At 73.2% G+C, this 12956-nt stretch carries 7 protein-coding genes; 3 read left to right on the forward strand and 4 right to left on the reverse strand.

All coding sequences use genetic code 11. From position 1 onward, the window contains the following. Positions 1 to 167: 167 nt before the first annotated feature. The gene (locus ACIQCJ_RS12230) at positions 168 to 1595 is read right to left on the reverse strand and encodes a HEAT repeat domain-containing protein (RefSeq protein ID WP_402711312.1); all 1428 of its coding nucleotides are present in this window, start codon (positions 1593 to 1595) and stop codon (positions 168 to 170) included. A gap of 385 nt (positions 1596 to 1980) precedes the next feature. Here ACIQCJ_RS12230 and ACIQCJ_RS12235 point away from each other — a divergent pair, with 385 nt between their 5' ends. Further along, the gene (locus ACIQCJ_RS12235) at positions 1981 to 3450 is read left to right on the forward strand and encodes a SpoIIE family protein phosphatase (RefSeq protein ID WP_391164182.1); all 1470 of its coding nucleotides are present in this window, start codon (positions 1981 to 1983) and stop codon (positions 3448 to 3450) included. 200 nt (positions 3451 to 3650) lie between these two features. Here ACIQCJ_RS12235 and ACIQCJ_RS12240 read toward each other — a convergent pair whose 3' ends face one another. Then, a complete protein-coding gene (locus ACIQCJ_RS12240) occupies positions 3651 to 5132 on the reverse strand; it encodes a hypothetical protein (protein ID WP_391050109.1) in 1482 nt (493 codons plus the stop codon). Between the two features lie 226 nt (positions 5133 to 5358). On the opposite strand from ACIQCJ_RS12240, the gene ACIQCJ_RS12245 reads away from it, so the two are divergent. Both ACIQCJ_RS12245 and ACIQCJ_RS12250 read left to right on the forward strand, forming a co-directional pair. Continuing rightward, positions 5359 to 6447 carry an aminoglycoside phosphotransferase family protein gene (locus tag ACIQCJ_RS12245; protein ID WP_355344012.1) on the forward strand — a complete coding sequence of 363 codons (1089 nt, stop codon included), beginning with the start codon at positions 5359 to 5361 and terminating at the stop codon, positions 6445 to 6447. Positions 6448 to 6749: 302 nt separating this feature from the next. Beyond that, entirely contained in the window at positions 6750 to 8693 is a 1944-nt protein-coding gene (locus tag ACIQCJ_RS12250) for an N-acetylmuramoyl-L-alanine amidase (protein ID WP_402711313.1), read from the forward strand. A 223-nt stretch (positions 8694 to 8916) separates the two neighbouring features. Here the strand turns inward: ACIQCJ_RS12250 and ACIQCJ_RS12255 are convergent, their stop codons facing one another. Then, positions 8917 to 9417, reverse strand: a complete 501-nt coding sequence (locus ACIQCJ_RS12255) for a hypothetical protein (protein ID WP_355344009.1) — start codon at positions 9415 to 9417, stop codon at positions 8917 to 8919. 128 nt (positions 9418 to 9545) lie between these two features. After that, a complete protein-coding gene (locus tag ACIQCJ_RS12260; protein ID WP_402711314.1) occupies positions 9546 to 12491 on the reverse strand; it encodes an ATP-binding protein in 2946 nt (981 codons plus the stop codon). Positions 12492 to 12956: the final 465 nt, after the last annotated feature.

Genomic DNA, 12956 nt, shown 5'->3' on the forward strand with positions numbered 1-12956 from the left:
GTTGTCAGGGCCACGTGGATCTTTCCCGAAGTGGAACGCCCCATGAGCGTTAGGGCCCGCCCCGCGGATCATGGGCGGTCCGGGTGCCGAAGGGGCCGTTCGTGATCCGCCGGACACGTCCTGAGACCCGCGCCGGGTTCTCCGTGGTCCGCCCGCGGGTCGGCCGCCTACCTGGACGTACCGCCGGAACTGAGCCGGCCGCGGACGGCGGTCTGTACTTCGGCCTCTTCCGCGGGGTCCGCGGCCAGTCTGCGCAGCTGCGCCAGGACCCTCACGTCACCGGACGTCGCGCGGTGCGCGGCCAGCTCGCGGGTGCTCTCCTCGCAGTCCCACAGGCACTCGACGGCGAAACCGGCGGCGAAACCGGGGTCGGTGACGGCGAGCGCGACGGCGGCGGTGCCGCGGAGCTGGGAGGACGACGTCTCCCGGTAGATGTGCCGCAGGACGGGTGCGGCCAGGCAGGCGGAGAGCCGGCCGACTCCCTCGACGAGCGCGTCGAGCCCATCGGCGTCCGCGCCGCCGGTCTGTACGGTCCTGCGCAGCGCGCCCAGCACGTGCTCGGCGTCCTGCGGTCCGCCGTGGCGGGCGAGCAGCCGGGCGGCGGCGGAGCCGAGCGGGTCGGTGCGGGCGGCCCAGACGCGGGCGCGGGCCATCGCCTCGTCGTCCCTGAGCCGTTCCAGGGATTCGAGGGCGGCGCGTACGACGAGGTCGTCGGTGGAGACCGCGGCCGTCTCGATCAGGTCCAGGCGCCGGGGGTCGCAGCGGTCGGTGAGGTGGCGCAGCGCGGCGGCGCGGGCGGCTGAGGGGCCGTGCAGGGCCGCTTCCAGCAGTTCCGCGTGGTCCTCGGGGCCCGCGACGGCGGCCAGGCAGCGGGCGGCGGGCTGGTCGCGTTCGAGGCGGGGGTGGCGGGTCAGTCCCTGCTGCGCCCATTCGAGGACGGCGGTGACGCTCCAGCCGGGGGTCGGGCCCGCGGAGCGCATCTGGCGCTGCCAGCGGTCGAACGAGACCTGTTCCGCGGCCTTGGCCACGCGGGTCGCGGTGGCCGGTTGCGAGGCGTCCTCGGCCCAGAGCTGCCACGGGCGGGGTTCGTAGGCCTCGCGGACGGCGCGGGCCAGTTCCGCGTCGCCTTCGGGGGTGTGCGGGAAGCGGGCGACGACGGCGGGGCCCAGCGCGCGCAGTCCCGCCTCGTCGTCGCGGACCGCCAGCTCGTCGAGCGCCCATTCCCAGCAGCCGCCGGTGGCCGCGTACCGCCGCAGCAGGTGCAGCGCGTCGCGGCGGCCGTATCCGGCGAGGTGTCCGAGGACGGACAGGGCGAGGCCGCAGCGGTGCTCGTCCGGGGCGACCAGGTCGTCCGGGTGGAAGAGGTGGTGTTCGATCCCGTCGAGCGGGCTCTCCAGGTCCGAGTAGAGGCGCGCGTAATACAAGGAGCGCGACTCGACCCGCCAGTCGAGCCGGGGATCGCGCAGCACGCACTGCTCCAAAGCGGCGAGGGCTTCCGTCCGCGGCGCCGCCAGGGCATGCAGTGGCCCGTCTCCGCGTCCTCGCTGGAGGAGGCCGAGAAGGGATCCACTGGGCGCTATGTCTGGGTCGAACATGAGGTCAGCATCCGGTGCGGGGGGTTCCATGGCAACGGGATTTCCGCTACCGGTGCCCGGCATCCTTACCGGCCGTCGTCGGTTTCATGCCTGACGGGAACGGGGGATTCCGTGGGGACGGGCGGCGGAAGCCTACCGACTCGGGGTGTGCCGTGTCGCTTCCGGGCGGCGGGCGGGTGTCGAACGGGTGGCGCGGGAACGGCCGGTGGGGTGGCGCGGAGGGTGGCGTTATGCCGCTGGGCTGGTGGCATATGCCAGAAGCACCACCGTATCGGGTATCGCGGAAACCCTTACGGCCGATCGCTCCCTGTGCAACAGTCGTTACCGGTCCTTCCGTCCGCGACGGCCGTTCAGCGCCTGCCAGCAGACACGTTCGGAGTGTGTCATGCCGTTCCCCACGCACGCGGAGCACAACTCCGCGCAGCCACCGGATCCCGGTGCGGTGGACGCCCTGATCTCTCAGGCGCGTCGCCTCAGGACCCAGGTGGATTCGGTGCTGCGCGAGAGCGCCGCCGCCGCCGAGGACCCCCAGTTGCGCTGGCAGCGCGCCCTGTGCGATCTGGCCGTGCACCAGCTCGACGACGTGGACACCCACCTCGGCCAGCTCAGGGACGGCCTGGACACCGGGTATCCGGGCGGCGACCCGCTGACCGCCGACCTGCTGGTGGACCTGCCGTCGCAGACGTCCCTGCCGCCGGGGCCCGACGCGGTCAGCGCGCTGGGCCGGGCGGGCAGCGCGGAGTGGGACCTGCTCACCGATGACGCGCAGTGGTCGGACGAGCTGTACCGGATCTTCGGCCGGGAGTCCGCCGACGGTCCGCTGACCCTGGACGAGCTGCCCTCGTGGCTGTTCTCCGAGGACCAGCAGATCCTCACCGAGATGGTGACCGGCTGCCTGGTCGACGGCCGTCCGATCGACGGCGAATTCCGTATCGTGCGCGCGGACGGCTCCGTGCGTACGGTGCACATGGTCGGCGAGCCGGTACTCGGCGCCGACGGGGACACCGTGTCCATGTGGGCGGTGTTGCGGGACGTCAGCGACCTGCGGCGCAGCCAGCGCACGCTCCGGGAGACCCGTGACTCCCTCCAGCGGCAGCGGCAGATCGCGCAGACCGAGCGTCGGCTGGCGGTTGAGCTGCAGGAGGCCGTGCTGCCGCCCTGGCGCGGCACCCTGCGGTTCCCGCAGGACGGGGGGCCCACCACGATGGACCTGGCAGCGCATTATCTGCCGTCCGGCACCAGCGCCCTGATCGGCGGCGACTGGTACGACGCGATGCAGTTGCCCGACGGGTCCTCCTTACTCACGGTCGGCGACCTCACCGGACACGGGGTGGCCGCCACCTCCGGCATGGCGATGCTGCTGGGCGCGCTGCGCGGCATGGCCGTCGCGGGCCTCCAGCCCGGCCCCCTGATGGGCTGGCTCAACGAACTGCTCGACACCTCGGCGCAGCCCGCGCTCGGCAGCGCCCTGTGCTGCCGGTACGAGCCCTCGACCCGGCTGCTGCGCTGGGCCCAGGCGGGCCACCCCGCCCCGCTGCTGTTCCGCGACGGAGCGGGGCGGGTGCTCGATTCCCCCGAGGGCGTCCTGCTCGGAGCGACCTCCGGCGCCCTGTACGGGCAGGCCGACGAGCAACTGGCCGCCGGTGATCTGCTGGTGCTGCACACCGACGGCCTTGTGCCGCGCCGTTCCGCGCTGGACACCGACACCGAGAGCGGCTCGGGACGACTCCTGGCGATGGCACCGCTGTTCGCCCGCGCCCGGACCGCACAGGACTGCGTGCGGATCGTCGCCGAGGAGTTCGGCACCCCGGAGCGCGAGGACGACGCCTGTGTGCTGATCGCCAGGATCGCCTGAGCCTTCTTTCCTGCTTCCTTTCCCGCGGACAGGTCGCGCGCACGAATTCCGTACGGCATTCCGTACGGGCATTCCGCGCGTGCGCTCCGCGGGTGAATCGCGATCTATTTTTGCGAGACCCTTGAGAGCCCGGCAGGGATCTCATCCGTGCTGTCGTACGAGCTGTCCGACCCGTTCGGCGGCAGGCCGGCCGGCCGCTGTCACACGGAGCGGGTCTTCCCGGTGGTTCCCTTCCCCTTGGATTTCGGCAGCGCCGTCTCGATCTCGGTGCGCAGATCCTGGATCTTGGTGTAGCCGGAATACCGGCCGGTGAGCCGGTACATCTCGCGCAGCCGGTCCCAGGTGCGGTGCGAGGAGGTCTCCCCGATGGTGAGCAGCGCCATCCGGGCGTAGCGGTCGGCCTCCTCCGGGTCGTCGGCGATGAAGCAGGCCGACGCCAGCGACAGATAGTCGAAGATCATCGACCGCTCGTGGCCGCCGCCCCGCAGCACCAGCGCCTTCTTGGCGTGGAGTTGCGCCTCGGCCGCGGCCGACGGGTCGTGGTCGGCCAGGGTGCGGAAGGCGAGCGCCTGCATCCCGTGCAGGTCGGCCTCGTCGAAATTCTGCATCCAACTGGGCGCCGGTACATCGCCCTTGTCGGAGACGAACAGGTCCTCGGCCTCGCCGAGGGTCCGCCGCATCGCCTGGCCGCGGCCCATGGACGCCTGCGCCCACGCCTCGATGGTGCGCAGCATGGCGCGGGTGCGCGGCAGCGCGGACTCGCCGGAACCGGACTTGGCGAGCTTCATCAGGTCCAGCGCGTCGTCCGGCCGCCCCAGGTGCACCATCTGGCGGGCGGCCCTGGACAGCGCCTCGCCGGCCCTGGGCCGGTCGCCGCCCTCCCGCGCGGCGTGTGCGGCGATCACGAAGTACTTCTGGGCGGTGGGTTCCAGGCCCACGTCGTGCGACATCCAGCCCGCCAGCACCGCGAGGTTGGCGGCCACGCCCCACAACCGGCGCTGGAGATGCGCGGGGTGGGCGTAGGAGAGCATGCCGCCCACCTCGTTGAGCTGGCCGACCACGGCCTTGCGCTGGAGGCCGCCGCCGCGTGAGGCGTCCCAGGCGCGGAACACCTCGACCGAGCGTTCCAGCGACTCGATCTCCTGGGAGCCGACCGGTACCGCCTCGTACTGGTCGTAGGCGGCGGGGTCGGCGTCGAGCGGATCGTCGAGGACTGGCGCGTCGGCCGCGAGGGCCGGGTCGGTGTGCAGCCAGTCGTGCATGGCGGTGCTGAGTACGGAACCGGTGGCGAGCGCGGCGCCCGCGCCCACCAGACCGCGTCGGTTGAGCATGAGGTCCATTCCCGTGAATTCGGTGAGGACCGCGGCGGTTCGTTCCGGCGGCCACGGGAGGCCGTCTCCGGTCTGTCTTTTTCCCGTCTTCCGGCGCCGGTCGAACCCGAGATCCTCGATGGTCACGACACGGCCGAGACGCTCGGTGAACAGCGCGGCCAACACCTTCGGCACGGGATCGCGCGGCGACTCACCGGTCTCGATCCAACGGCGTACGCGCGATGTGTCGGTCGACAGCTGCGGATGGCCCATGGCCGCCGCCTGCCGGTTGACCAACCGTGCGAGTTCGCCCTTGGACCAGCCGGTGAGGCCGAACAGGTCCGCGAGTCGGGTGTTGGCTTCATTGCCCACGTCAAGCCCCCAGGTTCCTCGGCTGAATTGACACTATTCCCCCTGACAATGGCCTCGCGACTATTCGCCAGGGTTCGCCAGGGTCCGCTACGTGGTGTGCCACCCGCGGCCGGGTGTCAGGTAGGAACGCGCCACCCCGGTCCGTCTCCGCATTCCCCAGGGTGCGGTACCGGACCGGCCGTGGCGCCCCTGAACCGTTGGCACACGAAGGGATCTGCTTCTCCTCATGTATTCGGCATCGTCCTCCGTGTCCGCACCGCCCCGGCCGTCGTACCCCGCCGTCGCGGAATCCGCCCTCCGCCCCCGCCAGGCCACCGCCGTACGGCGCGTCGGCCGGCCCGCGGGCAGCTCCCATCCGCTCAGCGGGAGACTCGACTTGACCGGCCCACAGGGCGCCCAGTTGCGCACCGCCGTCGCCGCCGTGCAGCGCATCTGCCCCGAGTTCGCCCCGGTCCAGCTCCTGCGCCGCGGCGGCCGTACCGCGCTGCTGATCGGCACCTCGGGGCGCGCTCCGGCCGTCGCGAAGTGTCTGCTCGACCAGTCCCCCGCCTGGGCGGAGCGTTTCCGCCAGGAGATAGCGGCCTACCGCACGTTCGTCCGGCACCGGCCGCCGGTCCGGGTGCCGCGGCTGATCGCCGCGGACCCCGAGAGCTGTGTGCTGGTGATGGAGCGGATGCCCGGACGGGTGGTGTCGCCGCAGCGGCACCCGGTGCAGCCGCCGACCAAGGGCGATGTGCGGGCGGCGCTCTCGGCGTACTCGCGCGTCAACATGTGGCGCCCGCCCGCCGGTTCCTTCGACGCGCCGATCGACTATCCCGTCCGCATCAACCGCTACCACGAGTTGGGGCTGCTGACCGACCGGGACATGGGCGACCTCCAGCAGCTTCTGCACGGACTGGCCCATGTGCAGGGGCAGTTCTGCCACGGCGACGCGCAGTTGTCGAATGTGCTGCTGTCGCCCGCGGGTCCCTCGTTGGTCGACTGGGAGCACTCGGGCTGGTATCTGCCGGGGTACGACCTGGCGGTGCTGTGGTCGGTGCTCGGCGACGACCCGGCGGCGCGGCGGCAGATCAGCCAGCAGGCGCAGGCGCAGGGTCCGGCGGCGCGGGACTCCTTCCTGGTCAATCTGATGCTGGTGCTGACCCGGGAGATCCGCACCTACGAGACGGCCGTCCAGCGCACGATGCGGGCCGTGGGACCCGTGGCGCCCGGCGCGGCCGAGGCGGGCGAGGAGCAGCGGCTGCTGCTGCGCCGCCTGCACGACGACTGCGGCATGGCCCGCAGGGCGGTGCGCGCCGCGGTCGGCACCCGGTAGGAGCGGACCGGACGGGTACACCGTGACCGCGGCCGGCCACGAGTTCCGCGCGCCGTCCCGCGCGCCCCACTGGTCCACACCACTGACGAGGAGCAGGCCAGCACGCCGCAGCGGGGAAACTTCCGAAATACGCCGCTGACGTGCGAAGACGGCCTCGTGTCCGGATGCCTGACGGATGGTTGACGGATGTTCCGGCAGCCGATACCTCTGTGGTGCCGATCGTTCGGCATCTCTTGGAGGAGGCTGCTTTGCGAGGATCCGCTCCCCCGTCCGACAGACGCCGTGGACGGCGCGCGCTGCGTATGGCCACGGCCGCCGCGGCTGCCGCCGCTCTGCTCCCGGTGTTCGGTGTCGCCCACGCGGCCGAGCCCGGCCCGAGTGCCGCGGGCTCGCTGCAACAGGCGTTCACGGACGCCGCCAAGGCGTACCACGTGCCGCAGAGCGTGCTGCTGGGCGTGTCGTATCTGGAGTCCCGCTGGGACGGCCACCAGGGCATGCCGAGTGTGACCGGCGGCTACGGGCCGATGCATCTGACCGACACCCGTACCGCCCTCGCGGACTTCCCGAGCAAGGGCATGGGGGACGGCGCGGACGACGGGCGCGGGGACGACACCCGGCCGATGATCAGTACGGCGACCGCGCAGGCGCCCGATCTGGCCGCGCTTCCCGCCTCGTACACCACGCTGGACCGCGCGGCGACGCTGACCGGGCTGTCGGCCGGTGCGCTGCGCGAGGACGCGGCGACGAATGTGGCGGGCGGCGCGGCGCTGCTCGCCGACACCCAGAAGTCGCTGGGCGAGCCGCTGAGTTCGGATCCCGCGGACTGGTACGCGGCGGTCGCCCGCTACTCCGGCGCCGACGACACGGCGACGGCCGCGGCCTTCGCCGACGACGTCTTCGACGTCCTGAAGCAGGGGCAGACACGGACCACCGACGCCGGGCAGCGGGTCACGCTGGCCGCGGCTCCCGCGGTGAGGCCCGCGGCGGGCCAGGCCGCCAGGATCGGCCTGAAGCAGGTCAACGCGGCGGGGACGGAGTGCCCGAGCGGCCTGGGTTGCGAGTGGATCCCGGCGCCGTACGAGGACACCGGCGGCGGGGACTACGGCAACTACGACAAGGCCGACCGGCCGAACACCGAGAAGATCGACACGATCGTCATCCACGACACCGAGGGCTACTGGGACACCGCCCTCCAGCTCGTCCAGGACCCGACGTATCTGGCCTGGCACTACACCGTGCGCTCCTCCGACGGGCACATCGCCCAGCACCTGAACACCAAGGACGTCGGCTGGCACGCGGGCAACTGGTACACCAACTCCAAGTCCGTCGGCATCGAGCACGAGGGCTTCCTGACCGATCCGGGCACCTGGTACACGGAGTCGATGTACCGCACGTCCGCGCGGCTGGTGAAGTACCTGGCGGCGAAATACCACATCCCGCTGGACCGGCAGCACATCCTCGGGCACGACAATGTGCCGGGCCCGACCGCCTCGTACATCTCGGGGATGCACACCGACCCGGGTCCGTACTGGGACTGGGGTCACTACATGGCGCTGATGGGCGCCCCCCTGCGCGCGACCGCCGGCGCCTGGGGCGGCGTGGTCACCATCGCCCCCGACTACGACACCAACCAGCCGGTCTACACCGGCTGTGTGACGACCGCGGCGGTCTGTCCCGCGCACGGCTCCGACGCGGTCCGGCTGTACACGGCGCCGAGCGAGGACGCGCCGCTGGTCAAGGACATCGGGCTGCACGGCGCGACCGGCGCGAGCACCACGGGCGTCAACGACGTGGGCGCGCGGGCCTCCGCGGGCCAGCAGTTCGCGGTGGCCGAGCGGCAGGGCGACTGGACGGCGGTGTGGTACCTCGGCCAGAAGGCGTGGTTCCACAACCCGGCGTCGCGGCCGACGGCCGTCAACTCGATCGGCCTGGTGATCACCCCGAAGAAGGGGCTGGCGAGCATCCCGGTCTACGGCCGCGCGTACCCGGAGGCGGCGGCGTATCCGGCGGACGTGCCGGTGCAGGGCATCTTCCCGATGCCGTACGCGATCCCGGCCGGACAGCGGTACGTGGTCGGCAATGTGGTGCCGGGCGAGTACTTCTACTCGACCTCCTTCGACACCAGCAACCAGAAGGTGGTGCGCGGGAAGCAGCTCTACTACGAGATCCAGCTCGGCCACCGGGTGGAGTACGTGATGGCCTCCGACGTGACCTTGCTGCCGTCGGTGCTGGGCGCTCCGCGCTGAGTCCGCCGGGCCCGCGGCGGCGGGCCCGAGAGTAGCGGGGCGAAGGGCGGCACCGGGATTCCGGTGCCGCCCTTCGCCGTGTCCTGTCGCGCCCGTGTCGCGAAGCGTGCGCGTGCCGAAGCGTGCGTGTCCCGAAGCGTGCGTGTGCCGAAGCGTGCGTGTCCTGGGCGTCCTGTCGCGTCCGCGTCCTGGGCGTCCGCCCCGCGGAGGTGTCCGCCGGGTCTCAGCCCGCCTGGAACATCTCCGCGGGCAGCGGCTTCAGAAGCTGGTACAGATCGTCGGTGATCGGCCGGTCCCAGGTGGCGATGGTGACCTGGACGCCGTCGCTGCGGTCGAACTGGGCGCAGGCGACCCGCGACTCGGAGATCTTGATCCGGCGCACGATCAGCAGGCTGTCGCCGTGCATCACGGGGGTGTCCTCGATCCCGGTGACCTCGGCCGGTTCGTCGTTGCCGAGCGCCGCGAGGAGCTGGGCCACCTCGAAGGGCACCTGGCCGTCGTCCAGCTCGCGGGCGGGCGAGCCGACCGGGAGGTTGCCGATCAGCATCGCGGGGCCGCGTCCGCCGAACAGGTCGTAGCGCAGATAGATGCCCTGGCAACTGCCGTCGGGGCCGGGCAGCAGCCCGGCGCCGAGGTCACCGGGCCAGTCCCCCGGGTCCATCGCGAGGACATCGAAGTCCGGCCCGGTGGGCGTGGCTGCGCTACGGCGGCGGAGGAAGGACATGCCGCCATCGTACGGGTAGCGACCGCCGCCGGGGACCGGGCCCGCACCCCTTCCGTGCCCTGGTCGCGTGCCGCCCCGGCCGGTGCGATCCCGTACGGCGGGCCGCCCCCGGGCCGCTCCCCCGGCCGTCAGCGGCCGTAGGCGTCGTCGTCCGGCGGCGCGGGCGCCGCGGGGATTTTGCGCAGGGCTTCCGGCAGCCCGGTGGGGTCGGTGCCGAGCTTGCGGTAGACGGCGTTCAGGGTGCGGACGACCTCGCGCTCGCCGGTGCCGAGGGCGGCGGCGATCCGGCGGTGGTCCTCGCCCTGTGCGGCGCGCAGGGCGGCGGCGTGCTCGCGGGCGGTGAGGGCGTCGGAGTCGGCCGAGTGCGGGTGCCGCGGGCGCAGCCCGGCCAGCTCCAGCTCCTGGCCGGCCCGGTCGGCCAGTCCGTCCGCGCCGCACGTCCGGGCGGTGTCGAGTCCGCGGTGGAGCTGTTCCGCGGCTCGCTCTGGCTGTCCCGCCCGGCGCAGCGCGGCGCCGTGGGCGACGAGCGAGCAGGCGAGCTGGTGCGCGGAGGGCGACTCCTCCAGCCGGTCGACGGACTCCTGAAGCAGCTTCAGCCCGTCCGGGCCGCCGGTGACCTCGGCGGCGACCCGCAGCGCGTGGCCGACGGCGGAGGCGGCGCCGAACTGGCGGGCGCGGGCGACGGCGTCCAGCGCGGTCGCCCTGGCCCGCTCGGGGGTGTCGTGCGCCTCGGCGAGCGCGAGGTGCAGTTGCCAGGGGCTCCAGGCGGGGTTGCGCATCCCCCGCGGGTCGAGCCTGCCGCCGACACCGGTCAGTTCGGCGACGGCTTCTTTGTACCGCCCCTGGGCGAGCAGCAGTTCGCCGTGCACGGCCTGGGCGTCGGGGAAAGTGACGGCCGCGGGGAACGGCTCCCGGAAGTCGTACGCGGCGGCGAGCGCGACGGCTTCCTCGGTCCGGCCGCGGGCCAGCAGGATCTCGATGAGGACGGCCACCGAGTACCACTGGACGGGGGTGCCGCGGCCGACCCGCTCGGCCAGCCGCAGCCCGTCGCGGGCGAAGTCCTCGGCCTCCGCGAGCCGCCCGCGGCGGTAGCGCAGGTAGCCGAGCAGCAGATAGCCGAAGGACAGGTGGGCGCCGCGCCAGCCGTGCCGCTCGAAGCCCGCGATGCCGGTGGTGAACAGCTCCTCGGCGCGGCCCGGCTGGTCGGCGTACATGTAGGTCATGGCGACCAGGACGGGGACCTCGAAGCCCCAGCCCTCGTTGGCCCAGGGCAGGCCGCCGTCCAGGGCGCGGCCCGCGTGGCGCAGGACGGTGGTCGTGGGCTCGCCGCGCAAGGTGGCGTCCCAGGCGCGCAGGCCGATGATGTACCGCTCGGTGAGGTCGCGGCCGGTGAGCCGGTCGGCGAGCCTGGCCAGCCGCCGGGAGCGGCTGGGCGAGTCGGGTTCGTCGGCGCGGAAGGCGTCCCACATGAACTGTTCCGCCTGCATCCGCAGCCTGGTGCGGGCGCCGGTGGCGGTACGGGCGGCGTGCGCGACGACGTCGGCGGCCTCGCCGAGCCGGTCGCTGTGGGCGAGGGACTGGGAGAGCCGGAAGACGATGCCGTCGCGCAGTTCGGGGTCGGTGATCGGCTCTTCGAGCGCGGCCCGCAGGTGGTTGACGGTGACCGAGGGCTCCAGGAGCTGGGAGGCGGAGCCCAGTTCGTAGAGCACGGCGGCCCGGTCCTCGGGCGGCGGGGGTTCGCGCAGGGCGCGGCCCAGGTACGCGCGGGCCGCCTCGGGGGCGCCCGCGCGCAGCGTCTCCCGTGCGGCGGCGCGCAGTTGGGCGACCACCCAGGGGTCGCCCTCGGGGTGGGTCTCCAGCAGATGGCGGGCCGCGGCGGCCGGGCCGAGGCCCTCGTCGACCACCGACCAGGCGGCCTGACCGTGCAGGGCGACGCGTACGGCGTCCGGGATCGCCCGGTAGACGGCGGTGGCGATCAGCGGGTGGACGAACTCCAGGGTGTCGCTGCCGGTGACGATACGGGCGTAGCGCAGCCGGTCGGCGCAGTCGGCGGCCTCCTCGCGGCCGAGTCCTGCGACGGTGGCGGCCAGCGTCGGGGAGATCTCCGTGCCGAGGACGGCGGCGGCCCAGGCGAGGCGGACGGTGGAGGGGCCCAGGCGTTCGAGCCGCGCGATCAGACCGCTGCCCTTGGCCGCGGCGGCCAGGTCGCGCAGCAGGTGGGCGCTGGACTCGTCGGGGCGCAGCCCCCGGTCGCGGACCTTCTCGGCCAACTCGACGGCTTCGAAGGGGTTTCCGGCGGTGACCGCCCAGCACTCGCGGCAGAACGTCTCGTCGGCGTGCGCGCCGACCGACTCCCTGATCAGGTGGCGGATGGCGGTCGCGGTGAGCGGTTCGAGGCCGATCGGGCGGTGTCCCGCCCGGCCGGGCAGGCCGCGGAACGACTCGGCGCCCGGCGGGAGTTCGTCCGGCCGGTAGGCGACGACGATGAGCAGCGCCAGTTCGTCGGCGCGCGGCGCGAAGGCCGCGAGCCAGTTGAGCGACTGCGGGTCGGCCCAGTGCGCGTCGTCCAACACCAGCACGACGGGCGCGCGTTGGACGGCGATGTGGGTGAGGACCCAGTCCAGGCCGTCGCGCAGACCCTGCGGGTCGGGGGCGGCGCCTTCCGCCGTGCACAGTCCGAGGGCCGGGCCGACGATGCCGTACCAACTGCCGAGCCTGGCGCGGATTTCCGTCTCCGGGGCTCCGACGAGCTGGGGTTGCAGCAGTTGCCGCGCGACGTGGAAGGCGACCTGCTGCTCCTGGTCGCCGCCGCGCGCGGACAGTACGGTGCAGCCGCGTTCCGCGGCCCTGCGGCGTACTTCGGTGAGCAGTGTGGTCTTGCCGAGGCCAGCGGACGCGGCGAAGGCGATGAGCCCGCCGTGCCGTTCGGCGGGGCGCGCGGCGGTGCCCGCGTCCGTACCGGCGTCGTCGTCGGCGCCTAAGCCGGTGAGATCGCTCAACGCCTCGTCCACGGCGACGAGTTCGGCGTCTCGTTCGAGCAGCGCGCGCCGGTTGCGCGAGTGGCGCTGCGACATGGTCAACCCCCCTGCCTGCCGGTGGTGTGCGCCCGGCGCACGACATGCGGGGACGTGCAGGACGGACAGCCGACCGGTGGCCTCACAGCGTACGCCGTCGGCTCCGCTGTGTAAGGGGGACGGCCGTGCCGGTTCGCCACTGGCAGGGGACGTGACCGGCACGGCGGGAGCGGCGGCGACCTGGGAGATCTTCCCGCCGCCCAACACGGGCGAGACTGCCACGCGAGACGGTCGTCCCACCAGGCACCGCAGTCCCCGCACCGCACTGGAGCACCCGTGCGCCCCATGTGCGCCCCCCTTACCCGCCGTAACGCGCCGTCTCGTCCGCGGGTCCTGCCGTACGCCCCTCGTGCGCGCGTCAGCCCCCGCGGGATGTCGGCGTCTTTCGCTCATCGGCTCCCCGCGCGCCTCAATCCGACGCGGGCCCCACACGATGCAGGTCTCAACTCGTCCCGCGCCTCAGCT

Source organism: Streptomyces sp. NPDC093221, from assembly GCF_044753885.1.
Taxonomy (GTDB): Bacteria; Actinomycetota; Actinomycetes; order Streptomycetales; family Streptomycetaceae; genus Actinacidiphila.

Coding starts and splice junctions, on each gene's coding strand:
- ACIQCJ_RS12230 (WP_402711312.1), bottom strand. CDS start 1,595: ATGTTCGACCCAGACATAGCGCCCAGTGGATCCCTTCTCGGCCTCCTC.
- ACIQCJ_RS12235 (WP_391164182.1), top strand. CDS start 1,981: ATGCCGTTCCCCACGCACGCGGAGCACAACTCCGCGCAGCCACCGGAT.
- ACIQCJ_RS12245 (WP_355344012.1), top strand. CDS start 5,359: ATGTATTCGGCATCGTCCTCCGTGTCCGCACCGCCCCGGCCGTCGTAC.
- ACIQCJ_RS12250 (WP_402711313.1), top strand. CDS start 6,750: ATGGCCACGGCCGCCGCGGCTGCCGCCGCTCTGCTCCCGGTGTTCGGT.
- ACIQCJ_RS12255 (WP_355344009.1), bottom strand. CDS start 9,417: ATGTCCTTCCTCCGCCGCCGTAGCGCAGCCACGCCCACCGGGCCGGAC.
- ACIQCJ_RS12260 (WP_402711314.1), bottom strand. CDS start 12,491: ATGTCGCAGCGCCACTCGCGCAACCGGCGCGCGCTGCTCGAACGAGAC.